The 21,667-nt window shown below is 58.2% G+C and carries 23 protein-coding genes and 4 pseudogenes; 14 read left to right on the forward strand and 13 right to left on the reverse strand.

The annotated features are described in order from the left end of the window. Nucleotides 1-154 precede the first annotated feature (154 nt). Nucleotides 155-1,243 (forward strand): AmmeMemoRadiSam system radical SAM enzyme, encoded by a 1,089-nt coding sequence (gene amrS / locus AC07W5_RS19125; RefSeq protein ID WP_495024107.1) that lies wholly within the window; start codon nucleotides 155-157, stop codon nucleotides 1,241-1,243. 52 nt (nucleotides 1,244-1,295) lie between these two features. Here the strand turns inward: amrS and AC07W5_RS19130 are convergent. Continuing rightward, nucleotides 1,296-1,427, reverse strand: a pseudogene (locus tag AC07W5_RS19130) (3-methyl-2-oxobutanoate hydroxymethyltransferase); the annotation flags it as partial. A 1-nt stretch (nucleotide 1,428) separates the two neighbouring features. Further along, nucleotides 1,429-1,682 (reverse strand): annotated as a pseudogene (locus tag AC07W5_RS19135) (IS30 family transposase); the annotation flags it as partial. A 174-nt stretch (nucleotides 1,683-1,856) separates the two neighbouring features. On the opposite strand from AC07W5_RS19135, the gene AC07W5_RS19140 reads away from it, so the two are divergent. Then, the gene (locus AC07W5_RS19140) at nucleotides 1,857-2,750 is read left to right on the forward strand and encodes a LysR family transcriptional regulator (protein WP_494993010.1); all 894 of its coding nucleotides are present in this window, start codon (nucleotides 1,857-1,859) and stop codon (nucleotides 2,748-2,750) included. Here AC07W5_RS19140 and AC07W5_RS19145 read toward each other — a convergent pair. From AC07W5_RS19145 to AC07W5_RS19155, 3 genes are read right to left on the reverse strand one after another with little or no spacing between them, the layout of a single operon-like run. Then, complete coding sequence (locus tag AC07W5_RS19145; RefSeq protein ID WP_495012420.1) at nucleotides 2,738-3,910, reverse strand: (R)-mandelonitrile lyase; 1,173 nt, start codon at nucleotides 3,908-3,910, stop codon at nucleotides 2,738-2,740. The two genes, AC07W5_RS19140 and AC07W5_RS19145, sit on opposite strands and share 13 nt — an antisense overlap. Before the next feature lie 19 nt (nucleotides 3,911-3,929). Then, nucleotides 3,930-4,985, reverse strand: a complete 1,056-nt coding sequence (locus AC07W5_RS19150) for an alpha/beta hydrolase (RefSeq protein ID WP_494993012.1) — start codon at nucleotides 4,983-4,985, stop codon at nucleotides 3,930-3,932. A gap of 60 nt (nucleotides 4,986-5,045) precedes the next feature. Beyond that, the gene (locus AC07W5_RS19155) at nucleotides 5,046-6,140 is read right to left on the reverse strand and encodes an alpha/beta hydrolase (RefSeq protein WP_495012419.1); all 1,095 of its coding nucleotides are present in this window, start codon (nucleotides 6,138-6,140) and stop codon (nucleotides 5,046-5,048) included. Between the two features lie 309 nt (nucleotides 6,141-6,449). Here AC07W5_RS19155 and AC07W5_RS19160 point away from each other — a divergent pair, with 309 nt between their 5' ends. Continuing rightward, nucleotides 6,450-6,611: a DUF2986 domain-containing protein gene (locus tag AC07W5_RS19160; protein ID WP_495012418.1), complete on the forward strand. Its 162-nt coding sequence runs from the start codon at nucleotides 6,450-6,452 to the stop codon at nucleotides 6,609-6,611. A 91-nt stretch (nucleotides 6,612-6,702) separates the two neighbouring features. After that, nucleotides 6,703-6,852: pseudogene (locus AC07W5_RS19165) on the forward strand (transposase); the annotation flags it as partial. Nucleotides 6,853-6,967: 115 nt separating this feature from the next. Here AC07W5_RS19165 and AC07W5_RS19170 read toward each other — a convergent pair. Next, nucleotides 6,968-7,894 carry a LysR family transcriptional regulator gene (locus AC07W5_RS19170; RefSeq protein ID WP_495012417.1) on the reverse strand — a complete coding sequence of 309 codons (927 nt, stop codon included), beginning with the start codon at nucleotides 7,892-7,894 and terminating at the stop codon, nucleotides 6,968-6,970. Nucleotides 7,895-8,037: 143 nt separating this feature from the next. Between AC07W5_RS19170 and AC07W5_RS19175 the strand changes: the two genes are divergently transcribed. From AC07W5_RS19175 to AC07W5_RS19190, 4 genes are all read left to right on the forward strand, one after another. After that, a complete protein-coding gene (locus tag AC07W5_RS19175) occupies nucleotides 8,038-8,652 on the forward strand; it encodes an NADPH-dependent FMN reductase (RefSeq protein ID WP_495012416.1) in 615 nt (204 codons plus the stop codon). A 121-nt stretch (nucleotides 8,653-8,773) separates the two neighbouring features. Then, nucleotides 8,774-9,628 (forward strand): SDR family oxidoreductase, encoded by an 855-nt coding sequence (locus AC07W5_RS19180; protein WP_495024108.1) that lies wholly within the window; start codon nucleotides 8,774-8,776, stop codon nucleotides 9,626-9,628. A gap of 41 nt (nucleotides 9,629-9,669) precedes the next feature. Next, complete coding sequence (locus AC07W5_RS19185) at nucleotides 9,670-10,575, forward strand: NmrA/HSCARG family protein (protein WP_495024109.1); 906 nt, start codon at nucleotides 9,670-9,672, stop codon at nucleotides 10,573-10,575. Between the two features lie 135 nt (nucleotides 10,576-10,710). Then, the gene (locus tag AC07W5_RS19190; RefSeq protein ID WP_495024110.1) at nucleotides 10,711-11,094 is read left to right on the forward strand and encodes a VOC family protein; all 384 of its coding nucleotides are present in this window, start codon (nucleotides 10,711-10,713) and stop codon (nucleotides 11,092-11,094) included. Nucleotides 11,095-11,125: 31 nt separating this feature from the next. Here AC07W5_RS19190 and AC07W5_RS19195 read toward each other — a convergent pair. After that, nucleotides 11,126-11,428: pseudogene (locus AC07W5_RS19195) on the reverse strand (PhzF family phenazine biosynthesis protein); the annotation flags it as partial. A gap of 153 nt (nucleotides 11,429-11,581) precedes the next feature. Between AC07W5_RS19195 and AC07W5_RS19200 the strand changes: the two are divergent. After that, nucleotides 11,582-11,863 carry a DUF3761 domain-containing protein gene (locus AC07W5_RS19200; protein ID WP_495012412.1) on the forward strand — a complete coding sequence of 94 codons (282 nt, stop codon included), beginning with the start codon at nucleotides 11,582-11,584 and terminating at the stop codon, nucleotides 11,861-11,863. Nucleotides 11,864-12,170: 307 nt separating this feature from the next. On the opposite strand, the gene AC07W5_RS19205 is transcribed toward AC07W5_RS19200, so the two are convergent. From AC07W5_RS19205 to AC07W5_RS19215, 3 genes are all read right to left on the reverse strand, one after another. Continuing rightward, a complete protein-coding gene (locus AC07W5_RS19205; RefSeq protein ID WP_494993014.1) occupies nucleotides 12,171-12,956 on the reverse strand; it encodes a sulfite exporter TauE/SafE family protein in 786 nt (261 codons plus the stop codon). A 250-nt stretch (nucleotides 12,957-13,206) separates the two neighbouring features. Continuing rightward, nucleotides 13,207-13,740, reverse strand: a complete 534-nt coding sequence (locus tag AC07W5_RS19210; RefSeq protein ID WP_495012411.1) for a DUF3087 domain-containing protein — start codon at nucleotides 13,738-13,740, stop codon at nucleotides 13,207-13,209. Nucleotides 13,741-13,891: 151 nt separating this feature from the next. After that, on the reverse strand, nucleotides 13,892-14,896 hold the full coding sequence (locus tag AC07W5_RS19215) for a GlxA family transcriptional regulator (RefSeq protein WP_495024111.1): 1,005 nt from the start codon (nucleotides 14,894-14,896) through the stop codon (nucleotides 13,892-13,894). A 53-nt stretch (nucleotides 14,897-14,949) separates the two neighbouring features. On the opposite strand from AC07W5_RS19215, the gene AC07W5_RS19220 reads away from it, so the two are divergent. Continuing rightward, entirely contained in the window at nucleotides 14,950-15,777 is an 828-nt protein-coding gene (locus tag AC07W5_RS19220) for an MBL fold metallo-hydrolase (protein ID WP_495024112.1), read from the forward strand. Between the two features lie 259 nt (nucleotides 15,778-16,036). Beyond that, a complete protein-coding gene (locus tag AC07W5_RS19225; protein ID WP_495024113.1) occupies nucleotides 16,037-16,318 on the forward strand; it encodes a DUF3303 domain-containing protein in 282 nt (93 codons plus the stop codon). 111 nt (nucleotides 16,319-16,429) lie between these two features. On the opposite strand, the gene yfcF is transcribed toward AC07W5_RS19225, so the two are convergent. After that, on the reverse strand, nucleotides 16,430-17,062 hold the full coding sequence (yfcF, locus tag AC07W5_RS19230) for a glutathione transferase (protein WP_495024114.1): 633 nt from the start codon (nucleotides 17,060-17,062) through the stop codon (nucleotides 16,430-16,432). A 419-nt stretch (nucleotides 17,063-17,481) separates the two neighbouring features. Here yfcF and pcsA point away from each other — a divergent pair, with 419 nt between their 5' ends. Beyond that, a complete protein-coding gene (gene pcsA / locus AC07W5_RS19235) occupies nucleotides 17,482-18,201 on the forward strand; it encodes a phosphatidylcholine synthase (RefSeq protein ID WP_495024115.1) in 720 nt (239 codons plus the stop codon). Between the two features lie 10 nt (nucleotides 18,202-18,211). After that, entirely contained in the window at nucleotides 18,212-18,613 is a 402-nt protein-coding gene (locus AC07W5_RS19240; RefSeq protein ID WP_495024116.1) for a DUF488 domain-containing protein, read from the forward strand. Between the two features lie 178 nt (nucleotides 18,614-18,791). Here AC07W5_RS19240 and AC07W5_RS19245 read toward each other — a convergent pair whose 3' ends face one another. Further along, a complete protein-coding gene (locus tag AC07W5_RS19245; RefSeq protein WP_495024117.1) occupies nucleotides 18,792-20,051 on the reverse strand; it encodes a cation:dicarboxylate symporter family transporter in 1,260 nt (419 codons plus the stop codon). 113 nt (nucleotides 20,052-20,164) lie between these two features. After that, nucleotides 20,165-20,590, reverse strand: a complete 426-nt coding sequence (locus tag AC07W5_RS19250) for a VOC family protein (protein ID WP_495024118.1) — start codon at nucleotides 20,588-20,590, stop codon at nucleotides 20,165-20,167. Between the two features lie 187 nt (nucleotides 20,591-20,777). Here AC07W5_RS19250 and AC07W5_RS19255 point away from each other — a divergent pair, with 187 nt between their 5' ends. Then, nucleotides 20,778-21,653 carry a LysR family transcriptional regulator gene (locus tag AC07W5_RS19255; protein ID WP_494993023.1) on the forward strand — a complete coding sequence of 292 codons (876 nt, stop codon included), beginning with the start codon at nucleotides 20,778-20,780 and terminating at the stop codon, nucleotides 21,651-21,653. Nucleotides 21,654-21,667: the final 14 nt, after the last annotated feature.

Raw genomic sequence — 21,667 nt, forward strand, 5'->3', positions numbered from 1 at the left:
CCTGGGCACTCTGCAGCCAGGCTGCCACCGATCTGAAGTTTTGTACGTTTGCCCACAAGTGAGGAGCGCACACGGCTGAAACGCGCCCGCCGATTCTGGCATGTAGATATCCGTCTGGCGTGCGACACAGTCAGCAAGCGGCAGGAACCTGGCTATGAATGACCTGTCTGGACATTACTCCGGCCGCTGGTGGCACAACCTGCCCGATGGCCGAATTCAGTGCGACCTGTGTCCTCGTGACTGCAAGCTGCGGGACGGACAGCGCGGCGCCTGCTTCGTGCGCATGCGCGAAGGCGGGCAGATGGTGCTGACCACCTACGGCCGCTCATCCGGCTTTTGTATCGACCCTATCGAGAAGAAACCGCTCAACCACTTCCTCCCCGGCTCGGCGGTGTTCTCCTTCGGCACGGCGGGCTGCAATCTCGCCTGCAAGTTTTGCCAGAACTGGGATATCAGCAAATCGCGGGACATGGACCGTCTGATGGATCAGGCCAGCCCGCAGCAGATAGCCCTGGCTGCGCAAAGGTCGGGCTGTAGCAGCGTGGCCTTCACCTACAACGATCCGGTGATCTTTGCCGAATACGCCATCGATACAGCAAACGCTTGCCATACGCTCGGCATCAAGACGGTGGCCGTGACCTCAGGCTATGTGCACGACGAGCCCCGGCGCGAATTCTTCGCGGTGATGGACGCGGCGAATGTCGACCTGAAGGCTTTTACCGACGACTTCTATTTCAAGCTCACCGGCGCGCATCTGCAGCCAGTGCTGGATACCCTGGTCTATCTGCAGCATGAAACCGACGTCTGGACGGAAATTACCACCTTGCTGATTCCGGGCTACAACGATTCGAATGGTGAAATCGAGGCACTGTGCGCCTGGGTGTTCACGGAGCTGGGCCCGGATGTGCCCATCCACTTCACCGCCTTCCACCCCGATTTCAAGATGCTCGACACGCCGCCGACTCCGGCGGCGACGCTCACCCGCGCCCGACAGATAGCCTGTGCACAGGGGCTACGCTTTGTCTACACGGGCAATGTACATGATGCTGAAGGCGGCACGACTTCTTGTCCGGGCTGCGGCGAGCCATTGATCGTGCGTGACTGGCACCGCATCCTGCACTACCAGGTAACGGCAGGCGGTCGCTGTCCGCAGTGCGACTCCCCCATCGCCGGGCGCTTCGAGCAATATGCCGGCGCGTTCGGCCAGCGCAGAATTCCGTTGCGGCTGAACCCTGACCTCTGAGCAGGGGCAGCGTCCCATCAATAGCAAGCAACGAGCGCGCCGATCACATGGGTGCGCCGATACCTATGACCGGGATGCGCACCGCCTGGCTGATCTGTTCGGCCAAAGGACTGGGCAGGCATTCCACCAACAGCATCGCGGCCCCGGCCTCCTCCAGAGTTCGGGCGGCCTCAACCAGTTGGCGCGGCTATGGAGCGGATCGAGTTACCTGCCACCACTGCACGCGGAATCTCTTCGCGTTCAGCCAACGTCAGCGCCAATCCGGACCTGCGGCGTACAGCGGGCCTGATCCCCCTGTCTCCGCCAAGATGCGTTGTATCGATGAGTGGTTTCGTTCAAATAGTTGGGCGATCTGCTGGGGAGAGTCGCCTTTGCGCCAGTGATCCCACATCAGTTTTTTCTGGCTTTCGGTGTAATAGATCCGAGGTCTCTGCTTCATCTGCAACATTCCTTCCGCTTACGCAGAATTTAGTAGTGTTGCATCGACCGGTTGAATCCACAGCCAAAAGCGGATAGTCACGGTCGGTATATTTTATTCTTCGCTCGCTTGGCTACCGGGCGATCAATCGCCCAGATGGCATAATCGCAGACTGTTTATAACAGGGGCATATAAATGACCGTCGCAAGCTATGATCAACTCGCAATCTTCTCGGCCGTGGCCCAAGACCGCAGTTTCACCCGCGCCGCCGCCAGGCTCGGCATGTCTCAACCGGCCTTGAGCCGGGCAATGCGTCAATTGGAGGAGCAACTGGGGGTCAGGTTGCTTGCCCGCACCACTCGCAGCGTCTCCCCCACCGAAGCTGGCGAGCATTTGCTGCGGGTGATCGCCCCCCGGTTTGAAGAAATCGACAGTGAACTGGCCTTGCTCAGCGAATTCCGCGACAAACCGGCCGGCAAATTGCGCATCACGGCGGGTGAGCACTCGGCGATCACGCTGTTGCATCCGGTGCTAGCGAAACTGCTGCCCGACAATCCCGATCTCAATATCGAAATCATCGTCGACTACGGCCTGACCGACATCGTGGCGGAGGGGTTCGACGCCGGCGTACGGTTAGGTCAGCAAGTAGCCAAGGACATGATCGCGATGCGCATCGGCCCTGACATGCGGATGGCGGTGGTTGGCTCCCCGGCGTATTTCACCCGATATCCCAAGCCGGTCACCCCGAGTGACCTCATGGTGCACAACTGCATCACCCTGCGCATGCCGACTTACGGCGGTCTCTTTCTCTGGGAGTTCGAGAAAGACGGGCAAGAACTGAACGTTCGGGTCGAAGGCCAGCTGGTGTTCAACAACATCGCCATGCGCCTGGAGGCCGCCCTCCAAGGGTTGGGTTTGGCCTATATGCCGGAGGACCTGGTGCAGGCACATGTTGCGCAGGGTCGATTGATTCGCGTACTCGAAAATTGGTGCGAACCGTTCTCTGGCTACCACCTCTACTATCCGAGCCGGCGCCAGAGTTCACCGGCTTTCACGTTGCTGCGCGAAGCCTTGCGCTACTTGGGTTGATTGGCCTGGAGGGTGTCCAATGCTTCGCCGGCACGCTTGGCCGCAGCAGCATCACCTTGGTCGGCCAGCAGTTGGATCAGTTGACGCAACTGTGAAGCTGTCAAACCGACCCGTAGACTGGCAGCCATGTGCGAACGGAGTTGTGCCTCCACGCCAGGTGTGACCGCCAGCGCTGCAACCGTCGCCAGCTCACGACTTTGCCAGTCCAGGTTGTCACGCTCGAAGATGTCGCCGAACAGATGCACCTGCAAGTACTGGTTGATGACCGGAACGAAGTCGAACAGCGGGCCCTGAACAGGCGCACCGGCGATTCGCGTCTGATTGGCTTTGCCTGCTGCCAGGAGTTCATCGCCGACGGGAATGACCCGACCGGGCTCGCGCCCCGGATCGTCCTGAACGCCGCGTTGCTTGCGTACCTGGACCACACTCATCAGCTCGCCGAGTGCATTGAGACTGCGTGGAAAACCGCTGTAGGCGTAGAGTTGCACCAGAATTTCCTTCGCCTCGCTGACCGTCAGGCCCGCATCCAGCCCCTGATTCAACGCGGTATTGAGCCCGGACATGTTGCTCGTGGCCATGGCGGCGGCCATCAACGGGATGGCCTGTTGCCTGGCGGACAGCGTCTCGGACACCGGTTGGGTCGCCGGCACGGCTTTCGGTGCCTGCGAACCTTGGGCGTTGTATTGCTCGTCAGTCACTTTCTCCAGCCATTGCACACTCTTGCCATCCACCGAGCCAGTCACGGCCAGGTGCGTCATGGCGCTCGTCGCAGCAGCGCCATGCCAGTGCTTGACGCCCGGAGGGCAGACGATCACGTCACCCGGGCGGATTTGCTGCATCGGCTTGCCCCATTCCTGGACCAGTCCCACGCCGGAAGTCACCACCAGTCGCTGTCCTGCGGGGTGGGTATGCCAGGCCGAGCGCGCGCCTGGTTCGAAGCTAACATAAGCGCCGGAAGCATTGATCTCGTCCGTGGCGGGAAACAAAGGATCGACACGTACCCGCCCGGTGAAATAATCCGTAGGTCCCGCAACCGCCGCCTGAGTGCCCGCCCGGCTGATCTGCTGCGCGGTCCGGGACTCACTGGCATTGTCTGCACCGGCGGCGTCGGCAAAGGGGGCCGCGGCGCACACCGCGATGCCTATCAAGGTGTTCTTCATGAGGACGTACCCCTTCAAGTCAGAGCGTTCTGGCGTAAAACGCGGTCAACTGGCCCATTGCGACGTCCACATACGCAGGCACCCAGTAGGTGTCGATATGCGTCGCGCCATCGATGATGAAAAGTTTTTTGTCCTGGGTACCGGTGGCCTTGGCAAAGGCTTGTTGCGACATGTACAGGCTGTCGGCCTTGCTGCCCGCGATCATCAGCAACGGCTTGTCGATCAGCTCGATCTGATCCGTGGCATCGAAGCTCATCAGGTCCATCAGGCTGCTCTGGGTGTAACGGAAAGTCGAGTTGGGGTGAGCGTGGGTCTTGCCGTAATACTCGAAGCCCTGTCGATACAGATCAAACGGCAGCTTGGCGATCTGTTCATCGGTCAGTTTGACATCACCGACGTAGAGAACTTCCCCACCCGCCGCTTCCTGGGCGCGGGCCGCCGACGCCTGCTGCAAGCGTTCCTGAATCGTCGACAGCTGCGAATCCTGGTAGCCATTACGGCGAACCAGCCCGGAGTTGAACATGCTCAAGGTCGCAATCGACTGGAAGCGCTTGTCGGTTTGCGCCGCCGCCAATGAATAACCGCCACCACCGCAGATACCCAGCAAGCCCAGACGCTTGCTGTCGACGCCGGGATAACCGGCAATGAAGTCAGCCATGCCATGGATGTCTTCGATGCGATGCGCCGGTTTGTCCACATTGCGCGGCTCACCACCACTGGCCCCTTGATACGCCGCATCCGCCGTGATCGTGATGTAGCCCTGATCCGCCAGACGCTGGGCATACAGGCCCGCGACCTGCTCCTTCACCCCACCATTGGGGTGCGCCACAACGACGACCGGGTATTTTTTCGCCGCATCATAGTTCGCCGGGGTGTAAACGTTGGCGGCAATGTCCAGGCCATCCAGTTTGTAGGTGACCGGATGGATATTGACCTTACCCGGTTCGTTCCTGGTCAGCGCTCCACCGTAGGTCAAAGTGAATGGATTCTGCTTGTAGTCCGCAGCCTCGGCTTCGACGCCCGACATCCCGATCATGGCAGCCATCAATGTGGCCTTCAGCGTGGTTCGCATCATAGGAATACTCCTGACATTTCAAGTTTGTGAGAGGGGTGGCCGATATCGCCACGCGCTTGGTCAATCCAGATTTTTTTCAGCGAGAAACTGCGAAACCAGATCAGCGATCTCGACGTTGTTCATATCCGAAAAAGGAAAGTGGCTATTGCCCTTGATACCGATCTCCGGCAGGTGAACGAGCGTGACGTCACCGCCATGGCGATTCACCGTATCGCGCCACAGGCGCGCCATCTCGAGCCGCGCACGCCAACTGTCCTGGGCCGGCAACCGAACCGGTTGGTCGGGGATGTTGTCGCCGTAGAAAATAACGATGGGGATTTGGGTCAGTGCTTTGAACTGTTCCGCCGATACGGCCTGAGCCGAGAGCGTGTCGAACGCGCTGGCAATCGGCGCGGGCACCTCCCCCTCTGGAAACACGAAACTGCTGCCCGGTTCGAACGCTACGATGGCCCGCACGTTAGGGCTTTTGATCGCCGCCAGCCAACCGGGGCCGCCGCCCTGAGAATGGGTAAACAAAATGGCCGGCCCCGTCTTTTCCAGCAGAGCGGAAACGCCATTGGATACCACGTCAATGTCGTAAGGCCCGGTGTTGGGCGTCATCGACCGAAAGAACTGCTCCAGCGCCGCCTGCCCACGTGGAAACTGGCTGCCTTCGAAGCTCTCGGGCCACAGGCCGATGCGGAATTGATTGAACCACAGCTGCTCATCCGGCACTGGTTTGATCGTCATTTCAACCAGGCTGCGTCCCGCATCGCCACGGCGCGGCTGGTCGATCAGGTACGTGGAGAATCCTCGCCGCAGGAAAATGTTCTGGAACCCTTCACGGCCGTCGGCCGTTGTCTCCCAGGACTTCGCGGACTGCCCCGCGCCATGCAGCATGAGAATCGGCAGCGGACGAGCGTCGACGGGAACCTGATAGAACGCATACACATGGTCGCCGTGAAAGGTCTGGCCATCGGGCATCAACGGTTTGTAGGGGTCGAAGGTTCCCGGCTGGGTGATCAACCCACCGCCGGCAATGAGGCTGCCCTGATCCTTGATGATCAGCGGGGGGTGACCGTCAGCGCTGACAAACGCACTGGCACCTAGCGCGAAACAAAGACTGCCGGCCTTTGCAGTGGCGGGCATGCTTTTGCGGATGAAACTCTGAATCATGGCTTGCTCTCGATTTGATATCGCCGAGATGCAAATTACCTTTCAACGATTAATCGATAAAGCGCGCCAATCACATAGCACTAATACCATATTCACATAAATTCGATTAGTAAACCGAAAAGCTCGCCACATGCGGAAATGACAATTTTGGGTCAATAGATGCCCTTTACGACAGGCAGCTATCGGCCCAAAAGGTCATTCGGAGGCGTCCAGGAAACCAGGGGCGATTCACTAAGAGCGTGCTACAGGGATCTGTTTCAATATTTTAAGCTGATATCATTCAAGAATTTACAAGCCGAGTAGAAACTTATGAATCGTCGTAAAAAAATAAAGCAGTTATTAAAGGCTCACGCAAAAAAGGCCAGTGCCAAATTGGCACCGCCAAACAAGTCTAAATACATTAGTAAAGCTGACCGATTGAAGCTGGCGGCTGAATCCAGTCACGACTCAATCATTTCCTCTGAAAGCTGATCTATGCATCCTGAGAACCACCGGAATTTACAAATCTGGTTGGGCCAGGCATTCCGATGGCACGTACCGCGAGGATGCGGCTCGCTTCAATATGGCTATAGCCTTGATCGAGCACCAGGCCTGCGGCCTCGTGCTCAAGCAAAACTACAGCTACATCGAAGCCAGCCGTTCACTCGGCGTCGGCGAATCGGCCCTGCGCCGTTGGGTTGATCAGGTTCAGCAGGAGCGCCAAGGCGTCACCCGAACGACGGTCCAGGAGCGACGTTCTTCGTTCGCCCTTACTTGTGTGGGCACGAAGGCGGGCAGGTCGTCCGCGAGTAGTGGTGACGCAGGCGTAGAGGCCCAGCCGCCACTCGCTATCGACGCCGCACAGGTCGATGCACCTGCGGTGCGTCTGCCACATTCATCTTTTGGATCACCAACTCGATGAACGCCGATACCGCGAGCGGCAGGTGCCGGCGGCTCGGATACAGCACGCTCATGCTGTAGCCGGCGCGCTGGTATTGAGGCAGCACCGGGACGAGCACGCCGGCCTGAACGTCGAGCTTGGCCATCGCGGGCGGCAGCAGAGCGATGCCGAGTCCGGCCACGGTGGCCTTGCGTAGTGCCTGCGCGGTATTGCCGCTGAAGCGACCGGCGACTTGCACTTCTTCCTCGCCATTCGGGCCTACCAAACGCCATGTGGCGTGGCCGCTGGGATGCGCGGGGATCACACAGTCGTGGCTCACCAGATCCTGCAGTGTGTGGGGTGAGCCGCGCGCAGCAATGTAAGCGGGGCTTGCCACCATTCCGTCGCTGCGGGGGTCGAAGATTTGACGGCCGACATAGCCTGAATCGCGCAAGGGCCCGCCGCGAAAGGCGATGTCGATCTGCTCTGCGATCAAGTCGGCTTTCGCATCGCTGAGCACGAAGTCGAGTCGCACGCGCGGATGCGCGGCCAGAAACTCGGCCACCCACTCCATCGGGAAGAAGTCGAAGAAGTCAGCCGGCGCCGCCACCCGCACCAGGCCACTGGGTGCACTGCTGCCCGTAATCAACTCCTGCCCCGCTTCGAGCAGGCCGTCGACCGCTCCCGCGCAACGCTCATGAAAGCCTTGGCCAGCACTTGTGAGCGTGAGCTTGCGGGTGGAACGTTGCAGCAGTCGCGTGCCGAGATGAGCTTCGAGTTGCTGGACGCGGCGACTCACGGTATTGGGCGGCAAGCCCAGCCGCCGCGCCGCCTCTGCAAAGCTGCCGCTGCGCACCACCTGCACAAACATGGCGATGTCATTGAGGTCGAGCATGGCCGGCCATTCCTAGCGTGGGTGGACGAGTTCAATCCAATTGTACCGGCTAGTCAATCAATCGGCCCAGCCCTACCGTTCAGCTATCGAGCCGCGAGGCTCCCAACTCCGCACAGCGAGTTTTGCAAGGAGATCGATTTGCCATGACCAACTCTTCCTCCATAACCACCATGACCCAGCAGCAACAACCTCGGATCGGCATCGTCATCGGCTCGACACGCGAAGGCCGCTTCGGCAAAAAGCCTGCGCTCTGGATCCACGAGATCGCCAAGCAACGCGACGACCTCGCCTTCGAACTGATCGACTTGCGCGATCACCCATTGCCCTTCTTCAACGAGCCGATGTCGCCGGCCTGGGGGGCGGTGAAGAACGAGGCCGCGCAACGTTGGGCCGACAAGCTCGCGACCCTGGATGGCCTGATCGTGGTCACGCCCGAGTACAACCATGGACCGAGCGCGGTGCTGAAGAACGCGTTCGACTATGCGTACAAGGAATTCATCCGCAAGCCGATCGGATTCGTCGGCTACGGCGGGGTCGGCGCGGCACGCGCGGTCGAGCAGCTTCGGCTGACCACCATCGAATTGCAGATGGCGCCAGTGCGCCATGCCGTTCACATCGGCATGGTGGAGTTCCTGGGCATTTGGCAACAGGGCAAGAGCTTCGATGACTTTCCGCACCTGGCGCGGGCCGCCAACGAGTTGCTCGACGACATCGCGTGGTGGACCAAGGCGCTCAAGAGCGCGAGGGACGCCGCATGAGCATCACCCTCGCCACCGAAGCGCGCGCCATGCCCACAGCGTTGGTCACGGGCGGCAACAAGGGGATCGGACGCGCAACTGCGCATGCACTTGCGAAAAAATGACCAAGACGGAGGTTGACATGAAAATCGGTGTGAGTGGCGCCAGCGGCCATTTGGGCAGAGCCGTCGTTTCGGAACTGCTGCAGCGTCCCGACGGGCACGAGGTAGTGGCTATTACGCGCACGCCCGAAACCGTCTCTGGACCGACTCAGGGACGATTCGGGGACTACAACCGACCCGAAAGCCTTGCGCAGGCCTATGCGGGTCTCGACCGTCTGCTCATCATCCCGGCCCTGGAGCCCGGAAAGCGCGCGGCGCAGAACGTCGCAGCCATCGATGCGGCCGTGAGGGCGGGCGTCGAGCATATCGTCTTCATGTCGACCGCGGGCGCGCGGCAGGAGGAGGAGCCGGCGCTCAGCGCCTCCTATTGGCGGGGCGAGCAGCATCTTATCGCCACGGCGCCGGCCTGGACCATCCTGCGTATGAACTACTATGCCGAAGGTCTCGTGCAGCAGGCGCAGGCGTCGCTGAGCCAGGGCGTGCTGACCGGGCTGGCCGAGAACCGGGTTGCTTTCGTTGCACGCGGTGACGTGGCAGCCGCCGCAGCCGGAATCCTGATCGGCGACGGCCATGCAGGAGCGATCTACAACGCTACCGGCCCCGAGCGCCTGTCGGGTGCGGAACGCGCGGCCCTCATCGCCGAAATCACTGGCCGGCCGCTGGCGTTCCGTGTCGTCACGCCAGAGCAACTGCGCGCCGGACTGACACAGGCGGGTCTGCCGGTGGAGGTCGTCAACATCGCCATCAGCATCCAGGCGAGCTTCGCGGCGGGTGCGTTCGACATTGTGACCGGCGACGTCGAGCGCCTTGGCGGCCGGCCACCCAAGCCTCTGCGCGACGTACTTGCCGGGGCGCTGAAATCTCCTTCGGCCTGAAGACTTGCACCCGAACCGAAACTACTCATGGGAGAACTGCCATGTCAAACACCAAAAAGCTCATCGCAGTCGTCGGCGCAACCGGTCATCAGGGCGGCGCCGTTGTGCGCGCGCTGCAGGCGAGCGGTCAATTCAAGATACGCGCGTTGACGCGCAATCCGGACAAGCATCCGCAGTTGGCTGACGAAGTCGTGCTGGCGGATCTGGATCGTCCGCAAACACTGAAAGCCGCGTTTGCTGGAGCACACGGGGCTTTTCTGGTAACCAATTCCCGGGAACCGGGCACAGACGAGCGCAAGCAGGCACTCGCAGCCGTTCACGCGGCGAAAGATGCCGGCGTTCAGCACTTCATCTGGTCGACGCTTCCGAACGTGGAGACGATCAGCCGCGGCAAGCTCGATGTCCCGCATTTCACGGACAAAGCAAAAATCGACCGCATCGTGAGGGAGGCTGGATTCGCGCACCACACATTCGTGATCGCGCCGTTCTTCTACCAAAATCTGCTCGGCGTAATGGCTGCGCAGAAGCAAGCGGATGGAGCCATGGGTTGGGCGATACCGCTCGATCCGCACAAGCGCGTCATTCATATGGGCGACATCACCGAACTCGGCTACATCGTGGTTGGCGCATTCGCGCAGCCGGAACTCGCGGGGCACGGCGAATATTTGCCGCTGGTCGGCGACTTCCTGAGCTTCAATGAGGTCATCGCCACGCTGAATCGACAGGGACACAAGTTCTCGTTCAAGCAAGTCCCGCAAGAACTCTTTGCCGGCTGGTTCCCAGGCGCCAGGGAAGTCGCGCAGATGCTCGCCTACTTCGAGGCCCACACCTACCTCGGTGCGGATTCGCGCGACGCAATTACACTGGCCAACAGAGTCGCCGGCCGACAGCCGACGAAGTTTGCCGCGTGGGCTCGGGCGAACTTCGCGATCCCGGCACCCGCCTGAAAACACGACTCTGCGAAGGAGATCCCGAAGCGGTTGCAGAGGCGATGGTGGCCTTTCAAGAGACAACCGGGCGTCAGGGAATATTAGGCTCGCAGCCTATTTCGAAAACCTGGTCGAGGAAAAAGGAGGCGCAGCGTGAGCGTGCAGCTAAACCATACTATCGTCTGGTGCCGCGACAAGCAGAAATCAGCAACATTCTTCACGGAAGTTCTGGGCCTGCAATCCGCCACCCGATTCGGACCCATGCTGGTCGTTCAACTCAACAACAACGTTTCACTCGATTTCTACGAGAATGAACGCAAGATTTCCTCTCAGCATTATGCCTTCTTGATAGGCGAAGACGACTTCGATCAAACCTTCGCCCGCATCCATGATCGAGGGCTGCAGTATTGGGCAGACCCTGGCAAGCACCGGACTGGAGAAATCAACCGGAACGACGGTGGCCGTGGGGTGTATTTTGAGGACCCTGACGGTCATCTCCTTGAGGTCATTACTCGACCGTATGGGAGCGGCGGGTAGATGGGGCGCAGGGTAAGGTGGACGTGATATTGAATGTCGGCTTCTTGGTGATGCGGCCGGCAGCGATGATGGCTTCATCCTCGACCACCACCAGGTAGTCGTCGATGCGATACAGCGCCTCGGCGTGTTGTAAGCCGAGGGCTTGCAGCACGCCCGGTGGAATCGCTACAGCTTCGGGCTGCTTGGCCGGGAAGTCCATGGCCAGGCGCCCGCCTTCGCGGCGCTCCCGCAATTCACCGCTGCGGGTGGAGAAGCACAGCAGGTCACGGCTTTCACCGAGCTGTTCAAAGAGTACCCAGGCCGCCGCGAGGGTGGCGTGGCCACACAGGTCAACTCCTTTGAGGGAAAAAAAGGTAGTCTAGCCCCAAATTGCCATCATCCAGCGGGAAGGAATGAACGGTAATCACGCCCGTACGAATCCCCAAAATGACAAAGCCCAGCACAAGGCCGGACTCCACCACCCTACACACCAAGGATCGGTCACCAAATGAAACTAGCCTTCTTGGCTCTTACTGCCTGCTTGATCTTCCAGCCTGCCTTCGCAAGGTCTGATATTGATCGTCGCGCAGTAAACCCTGACGAATCGCAGCTGATCGAGCATGGCTCGTACATAAATAGCGACGGAAGAGCCGTACACAGCCCTGCCCACACGAAGTCAGATCGTGCACCAGAGGGCGCAACCGCCAAGTGCCGCGACAACTCCTACAGTTTTAGCCAGCACCGACGCGGCACGTGCTCACGGCATGGCGGCGTGATGGCTTGGCTGTAGATACAAAAAACCCAGCACTAAAACCGGGCTTTTTCGTTTCAGGTGACAACAGGAATCTCTGACCACCACAGCCCTCAGCCAACTCTGCTGACTGAGCCGCCCTACCTTTGATCAATTTCGATCTTTTGAGTTGGCTCTGAGCTGAAACTTGGGCGCTTGAGTTGCATACGTACTTGATGTGTATCGATTGACCCTTCGTTGGCAGGGTATCGATCCCGAGTGTCAGCAATCGGTCGATGAAAATCAGCGCGATGTGTTTCAGGTCAGTCCGATGCGGGCGATGTTCGGGGTGAGTATGGCAGCGGGATCAAAACACCAGCTTGGAGCCAATAAAAATCAGCATGACGGCCAGGCAAGGACGCAATACTTCGTCAGAAATGCGGCCGGATAAATGACTGCCAATGTAAATCCCTGGCAGTGACCCCATCAGTAGATAGCCTAATAGATGCCAATCCATATTACCCATGCTCGCATGACCCAGACCGGCGACCAGCGTCAGAGGCACCGCGTGTGCGATTTCTGTTCCGACCAAACGCTTGGTGGCCAGAAAAGGGTACAGGATAAAGAGCGCCACAGTGCCCAAGGCGCCGGCACCGATGGAGGTCAATGCCACCATTGTGCCGAGTATCATGCCAGTGACCACGGTCAGCACGTTCAAGCTCGAGCCGCTGAGGTGATAGCGATCGCCGGCATGCTTATGGGCCAATGCCAGTAACTGCTTCTTGAAGAAAATGGCCAGCGCGGTCAGCAACAAGACAAAGCCCAATGCCTGCTTGATGATTGCATTCATCGCTTGGGGGTCAGTATGTAAATTCTTCAAAAACCACAGGGTAAGCATTACCGCCGGCACACTGCCAAGCGTCAGCCAGCCGGTAATAGTCCAGTCAATATTTTTGTTCTTTTTATGAACCAGTACGCCACCGGATTTAGTGATTGCAGCGTAAAGCAAATCCGTCCCGACTGCGGTTGCCGGGTTAATGCCAAACCATAAAAGAATGGGCGTCATTAAAGAGCCGCCACCCACACCGGTCATGCCGACAACAAACCCGACAACCAAGCCTGCAACCACAAAACCAATATTACTGAATTCCATTATCACGACCTACAAATCAAGCGCGACTACAAAAAATCTAGCCAGCAGCATAGCGATTTTTCTTATAATCATTTATACCGATACGATCTTACTTTATAACCTTTTCTCTATCGCACCCGATACTCCGCCAAGCTCTGCGCCAGACCTCGATACGCTCAAGACAATTGCATCGCCATAGCTGCAGCCCACATCCACGCGCCCGCTTCGGGTCGCATCGGCCTTGCAGGCGTGCAGGCGCTGATCGCGGCGTTTACTTCACCGCACCGGCCTTCCTCACCGCCGCGAGCCAGGCGGGGTTCAATTGGTACTGTTCGGTATCGATTGCCAGAGCCTCCATGCACACCTTGTGTTGGTCGATCTCTCGCACCATCTGGCTGAGGGCGCTGGAGTTGCCATCCAGCTGGTGCATCTGCGTTAACCCCAGATGATAAAAGCGAAGCAGTTTCATCGCCGTCGGATCACCGGCCAGCACGCCGTCGGTGACCTGATGCATGGCGTTGGTAATGCTCATCAGACTACGCTTGAGCTGCCAGCCGTAAACGGCCGGTGCCATCCATGGCTGCGACCAGAACTTGATCCGAATCAGCGCCACGCTCAGCACCAGCGCGGCAACAACCCCGCCCAGATTCAAACGGAAATTATCGCCACCGGGTTCGCCTGCCAGCATCACGGCAACGCTGGACAGCACCATCGCCAGCAGCACGAAGATCAGGGCAATGATCAGTGTGCTGCGGCGCGTTTGCCGTCGATAGGTCTCAGGACTCATCTGCTTGATCTCGAACATCACTGCTGCAGGACTCCGTTGAGTTGAATTTAAAATTGCGCGGCATTATTGCCTGTAGCGATGGGCACTGACACGTTTAATGAATCGGCCCACCTTTCCTGGACGTTGCCTTGGGGTCAACGTGGTCAAAACCCAGTTGCCACAACCCGGGTCATAAGCGCCCGAACCGCTGCCTGTACTCCAGGGGCGTCAGCTTCGTAAGCTCCTTGAACATGCGCCGCAGGTTCGAATCGCTGCTGAATCCCAGCTCGGCGCAGATAGCGCTGACCGACGATGAGGTGAGAATGAGACGTTCGCTGGCTTGATTCAATTTGATACGGCGCGCATAGGTTGCAATCGGAACCCCGGTTTTGCCCATCACCTTGCGCGCGAGGGTGCGTTGAGCCATACCGAGTCGCTCAGCCAGCCGCTGCACCGTAATCTCTTGCGCGGGCAACTGCTCGACCAGGCCATGCAACTTGCGCAACAACACCGAGGACTGCTCGATCATGCTCATGGCTTGAAAGATGCCATGGGTCTGCACGGGGCGTGGGAGCACCATTAACTTGATCAGATGATGCAACGCGTCCGGACTGACATAGCGCTCTACCAATGCCTGTGCGATTGGCTGGTAGCCATTCACGCCAGATGCCGTGGCGGTACGGTCGTTCACAATGCAGTTCTGCTCAGTCTGCCACTTCACCTTTTTATAACGCTGGGCCATCGACTCTGCCAGCCACCACGTCACAGTTGCAGACTGCCCGTTGAGCCCACCGCTCGCCGCCAAGAGGCTTACGCCACTGCAATAACTCCAGAGCATCAAGGTGTTCGCGCGTGTCGCCAACGCCGATATCAGGGCCCCGCTTTCGCTGATCATCGTGTCTACCTGCGATGCCGATTCAGCCCAGAAACCGGGCACCAGAATCGCGTCCAGATCAGCCTGCCCAAGCGTTTCGTTCACCTGCAACGAGACGCCTTTAGCGCACTCGACCAACCCTGTCTGCAACGCGACAAAGCGAGTTTCAAAAAGCGTGTGACCTACCAGGCGATTGGCGGCGTTAAGCAAGTCTGAAAATGCAAACAACCCTGCTGGCATGCAGCGCGGGAAAAGCAGCAAGCCGATTCGATGTATTTTGGTCATGGCATAAAATGAACTGATTATGTCTTGGCGCGCCATTCTCCGCCGTTAAACGTATAGACACAATCAAGCCTCTTCCAAGAGGCCACGCCATGCATATCCATCAACTTCGCAACGCGACAATCATTGTGGAATTGGGCCCCCATCGAATTCTGATCGATCCGATGCTCGCCCCCAAAAATGGACTGCCACCCTTGCGTCTATTCGGCGCGAGGCAACGCAACCCCATGGTCGAGTTGCCGGAATCGGCAGCGCCAGCGCTTGAATCGGTGACCCATTGCTTGATTACCCACTGCCAGAAAGGCCACTTCGACCATCTCGATCGAGCAGCGGAAAAGTGGTTACGAGAGAAACGAATCCCGGTGATCTGTACGCCGCACGATGCCGGTTATCTGAGCGATCGCGGATTGAACGTCCAATCCTTGCCGAAAGATCATGAGCAACCGAATCCATTTCTCGGCGGCCAGATCCGAACCGTCCGTTGCACCCATGGAAGTGGGCTGGTCGGCAAACTGATGGAGCATGGTGTCGGGTATTTGATCGAAGTACCGGACGAACCCAGTCTCTACCTCAGTGGAGATACATTACTGACCGCTACTGTCAGGGAGTTCGTGGCGCGGCATCAGCCGCACATTAGCGTCATTCCCGCCGGCGGTGCCCGATTCGATCTGGGAGGCGACATCATCATGGGCCTCGATGAAGCTCTCGAATTCACCAGACTGGTGCCGGGCCTCGTCATCGCCAACCATCTGGAAGCACTCAGCCATTGCCCCGTGACCCGCAAGACGTTGGCCGATGCGGCACGACACGCGGGGGTTGAATCACGCTTACGCATTCCGGCAGATGGCGAAAGATTGAACGTCACCCTTCCCGACCGTGAGACGCAGCGGCCTCATCCTGAATCGCTGCGGGTTTCGTAGCCCCTACCGATGGGCACAGTACAGCGAACGGCTATGGAGCACTGAAGCGTGATGGGTGCGCTCGGGATTTGTTTCAGATGAAAGGAAAGAGGATCAGCGGTCATACGCGGGGTTGCGGAGGCTGCTATTCCTTCCCATGGGAGAAGTCGTTTCAGGCTGGCCAGGGTGCGGGCCGGGAACAGACGCGTGGCCGTGGTCGCGGCGCCCGCCCGGTACGCGAAAAGAAGAACAGGTGCCAATCCCTATCCGGAGGTGGCAGATGCTATACATCGTCAGTTGGTCGATCAGTCCCGAACGTCGCAATAGCGCAATCGAGCGTTTTCTCAAAACAGGTGGAGCTCCACCCGCAGGCGTAACCATGCTGGGACGCTGGCATGCTGTAGGACGCATGACTGGTTTTGGCGTCGCAGAGTCCAGTGATGTTGCGCTGATACAGAAATGGGTACTGGAGTGGAGTGACCTCATCAGTATGGAGATTCTCCCGGCACTGACCGATGAGCAGGCAGCTCCGCTACTGGCAGCAGCAATCGGCAAGCAATAATCTGCGGCTGAAAAGGCGCTGACCAAAAAGGGGCACCCATTAGCACTTGAGACCGGCTAATGGGCGCACCCGTTTCCCAATGAAGGTAGCTTCAAACGACGCGTATCCCGACTACATCGCAGGACGTTGCAGTTTGACCCACTCCTGCACCGTAGGTCGCTGCCATTGGCGCTGGGCGTATTCCACCAGCGCGGGTGGCACGGAGTCACCATTGAGTATCAGCCGGTTGAGCATCAAGGCCAGATCGACATCGGCGATCGACCATTGGCCAAACAGGTACTCGGGACTGTCAGCCAGCAGCGTTTGTGCTGCGCCGACCAGCTTGCGCGCGGCCGACTCGGCAGCTGGCGACAAGGGATCTGACTTGAGGCCATAAAACACAACCAATGTGGATCGCTCTTGCCGAATAGGCAGCAGGTCACTGCGCACCCACGCCTGGACCTGTCGTGCCCTGGCACGCTGTAGTCGGTCTCTTGGGTAAACCGGTGCCTGGGGGAAGGCGTCTTCCAGGTATTCAGTGATCGCCGACGATTCGGACAAGGCAAAGTCGCCATGCACGAGTGTAGGCACCCGCTGGGTCAGCGAGAGGCAGGCATAATCCTCTGCCTGGTTTTCGGACTCATCGAGGTCTAGCGGGCTCATTTCAAACTCGACGCCCTTTTCGCGAAGTACCACGAAGGCCGACATGGCATAGGGGCTAGTGAATCGAGAGTCAACATACAGGCGCAAGCGGGAATTATTCACGGCATGATCTCCATATCCAGAAGAGGACACGCTACGAGATCCAGCGCGATAAATAAAATTCGTGATTTTTATGGGCCTATTCTTGACCGGAATACCTTGTTGTCGACGACCCGCGCAGGCTGGGCAGTGACATCCGCGCCGTCAACGCCCTGGAGACGCTAGCTTGCGCTTATCGCCTGGAGTCATGGACCCGCCATGCCGAATCCCAGGCGTGCAGTGGGCGAGCGATTAATGTGATGCCCGATGGATCAGAGGGTGGCAAAAGGTAGGCTATGTTTACTGAGTGTCGACTTCGGGTCGTTTGAGCGCAGGTAAACCTTGTCGCCGGATACCCGGTCGATAGCCGCACCCCATCCAGATTTGCCGGTGACCCCGTCGGTGGTGGTAACCGGCCTGTTTCATTCGCTGGAGAACGCCCCTTGATATCGACGCGACGCATGGCCAGGCTCAAAGCCTGGGGCGCCCACGGCTTCACCGCCACCGGAGTGGTGATCGCATTCCTGGCGACTCTCGCCTTGTTCGATAATCAGCCCACAGCCTGCCTGCTGTGGCTGGGCGTAGCCCTGATCGTCGATGGTGTGGACGGCTGGCTGGCGCGCAAGGTCAATGTCCAGACGGTACTGCCGCATTTCGACGGATCCGTGCTGGATCTGGTCATCGACTACCTGACCTACGTGTTCATCCCGGCCCTGTTCATCTACCGTTACATCGACTTGCCCGCCTACACCCCGTTGCCGAGCACTTCAGTGATCCTGGTCTCGTCGCTCTTTTGCTTCTGCAACGTCAACATGAAGAGCAACGACAATTACTTCCAGGGGTTCCCCGCCACATGGAACGTCGTCGCCCTGTGCCTCTACATCGTTGCCCCACCCTCCTGGCTGACGCTGCTCACCATCATCGGCCTGGCGCTGTTGACGGTGACCCGAATGAAGTTCCTTCACCCGTTCCGCGTGCGCCGGTTCATGCCGATCAACATTGCCGTGACGTCCATCTGGATGCTGTGCAGCCTGTCACTGGTGCTCAACCATCCCGCCATCAACCCGTTGGTGATGGGGCTGTGGCTCGCAATGTCGGCTTACTTTCTGGGGGTCTGCATCTGGCGCACGGCCCTGGACGGGTTCGACGGATCCCGTGAGTAAAGGAGCATTCATGCCTATCCATATCGTGCGACTCGGTTCAGCCCGAACACCTCATGAAGGTCTGCGCCTGGGTACAGTACGCCGGCCACCGCGTGGCGTACCGAAGGGCGAATTCGCCAGCCGCGACTTTTACGACACCTGGCTCCCCCTCCTGTCCCCCAGCGCAGAACTGATAGCGCTAGCTAAAGCCGCAGCAGACGAAAAAGCCTGGGAAGCCTTTCGGCGCAAGTTCAAGGCCGAGATGAACCACTCGGCCCCCAGCCAACTGCTTGATCTGTTGAGCGCCTTGTCCCATCAGACATCGCTGGCCATCGGCTGCTACTGCGAGGATGAGCGCCACTGCCATCGCTCGGTGCTACGCGAACTGCTGAGGGCTCGTGGAGCACAGGTTGTGCCGCCTGAAGCCTTGTAGTCGGAGCGGCACTCGCCTGGTCAAGTCCTTCGGGTATTTGAAGCACGAGATCAGCTTCTGAAAATCCGACTGCATAGCTCAGAGCCCGGCAAAGAGAAAAGGCATAAAGATTTATTGTTGGCCTACGAATACAAGAAGAACCATGGGCGTTTGATGGCCGATGGCTCTTCACGGGTAGCTATGCTTTCTGCGCTACTCGCTCGACTCTTGAAGGCTCAAGCGTTGCTCTTTCCCATTTGGCAATGACCAAGGGTGCAATCGCATTGCCCAGCACGTTCAGCGTGGTGGTGCCGCTATCGATAATCCTGAAGATACCCGCGATAAGTGCTACCCCCTCCAATGGAAGACCGGCAGACGCCAATGTGGCGGAAAGGATGATGATGGCAAACCCCGGCACCCCGGCAGCACCTTTGGACGTCAGCACCATCGTGACCACCAGCAGAATCTGCTGAGACAGCGACAGGTCGACACCATAGAGTTGTGCGACAAAAATGGTCGCCACGCCGAGGAAGATAGACGCGCCATCCAGGTTGAATGCATACCCTACAGGCACCACAAAACTGACGATGCGACGTGGAACGCCATAGTTCTCCAGCTTGCTCATTAACTGCGGCATTACGGCCGCCGATGCTGCACTCGAAAAAGCCAGAATCAGCTCATTCCTGAAGTACTTGATCAGCTTGAAAATATTCTCGCCAATCAGGTAGCAGACACCGCCGAGCACCACCAGAGCAAAGAGAATCAGTGCCAGGTAAACCACACCGATCAACTTGAGCAAAGGCAACAGCGAGGCAAAGCCAAAGGTCGCAACGGTGGCACCGATCATGCCAAATACACCGATCGGCGCATAAGCCATGACGATTGAGACGACCTTGAACATTGCATCAGAGATACCTTGAATCACCGCAACCACCGGCGCACTTTTCTCTCTGGGGAGCGAGTTCAATGCCAGGCCAAACAGCACCGCGAAGAACAGCACCGACAACAGCTTCGCATCCGACATCGCTACAATAACGTTATCGGGGACGATGTTCTGCAAGATGACAAGGGCGCCTTTGGAAGGCTCCAGGTTCATCGAGGCGCTGCTGTGCGAGATTCCCGAAATGTCAGTGCCTGTTCCAGGCTCGAAAATATTCGCGAAGCACAAGCCCATTACAATGGCCAGACCGGTAACCGCAAAGAAGTAACCCAGCGATTTCAGGCCCATACGACCAAAAGACTTGTTATCACCGCCTCCTGCGATGCCCAGAATCATGCAACAGAACACGATTGGAACAACGACCATCTTCATCATTTTGATGAAGATATCGCCAAGCGGTTTGAGGATTTCAGTACTGACCCACAATTGATACTGCGGATGTGTATTGAAGTACCAACCGACGAGCACGCCAAGCAAAAGCCCGGCAATTATTTGCCAAACCAAAGGGATACGTTTCATGTCTAGCCTTCTTGTTGGAATGAACGTTCTGCGTTACGAGGCAGTAGCTAGATTCATGAGCTTCCAGCTCACTTGAGATCAAATGGCACAACGCTGTTGTGCCATTACTTTTGTTATTTGGCGAAGAGCTGACTCATATCCTTGAAGGCCTTGAATTCAAGCGCATTGCCGCAAGGATCGAACAGGAACATGGTGGCCTGTTCGCCGGCCTGCCCCTTGAATCGAATGTAGGGTTCAATCACAAACCGGGTGCCAAATGACTTCAGGCGCTCGGCCAACGCTTCCCATTGTTCCCAGCCCAGAATAATGCCGAAGTGCGGAACAGGAACGTCATGCCCGTCTACCGGATTGCTATGGACGCTCTCTTGGGAAGCCGTCTTGGGGTGTTCGTGAATGACCAGTTGGTGGCCATAGAAGTTGAAGTCGACCCATTGCGTGCTGGAACGACCCTCCTCCAGTCCGAACACCTCACCGTAAAAGGTGCGGGTTGCCGCGAGGTCATAAACAGGGATTGCCAGGTGAAAGGGAGAGAGGCTCATCAGAACTCCAATTGCGGTGTTTTTATAGGTTTATAAAATCGGAACAGCGAATTAAGGCCGTCCGACGGTTTTGAGCACCGTCCAAAAAATTCGGGGTTTTGAACGGAGTGGATGGGGTCATCCTAGAGGTACAGACCAAGCAAAAAAATCAATATATTTTTCTTAGAAACACAATTAATATTTGTGAATGATCAAAGAACTGAAAACACTTATAGCCGTCGCGCGGGAAGGCACCTTTGCCGCTGCCGGGAACAAGATTGGTCTTACCCAGGCCGCAGTGAGCGCCCAGATGCAACGCCTGGAAGCCGAGCTCGGCTTCGAGATTTTCGACCGCAAGGGACGCTCGGCCCACCTCAACCGGATGGGCCATCAAATACTCCTGCAGGCGCAGGAGTTGCTTCGACTTTATGACAGCCTGGGCTCCACCACGGTCGGGCTCCCCGCCAGTGTCCTGGTGAACATCGGCGCAATCGCTTCCGTGCAGCGCTCATTTTTACCGGACGCGCTGGCCAAATTTCACCAACAATGCCCCCAATGCCGAACCCGTGTGATCCCGGGTCTATCAATGGAATTGGTCAACCTGGTGGATGCGGGCGAAATCGACATGGCGGCGATCATTCGCCCCCCTTTCTCGCTCCAAAGCGATCTGCGCTGGACGACGTTGGCACTCGAACCCTATCGGCTGATCGTTCCGTGCGATGTTCCTGGAGAGGATTGGTCGGAACTGCTTTCCAGCCAGCCGTTCATTCGCTATGACCGATCATCATTCGGCGGCCGGCAAGTCGACCGCTTCCTGCGACAAACGCATTTCACCTTGCGTGAGGTATGCGAGCTGGATGAACTGGAGGCCATCGTCAAACTGGTCGCCAATGGTGTCGGCGTAGCGCTGGTGCCTCAGACCGCGACTCATCAAGACTGGCCCACCGGGGTGCGCGCCCTTGATCTGGGGCAGCACACCTTCCATCGTGATATCGGTCTCGTGCATCGGTCTCGGCAAAGCTTCACCGAGCCAGTCAGGATACTGGCCCAGCTTATTGGTGAGCAGGTTCAGAACAGGCCCTGAGCCAAACCTGCCCG

This window comes from Pseudomonas sp. GW821-FHT01E05 (assembly GCF_059422425.1).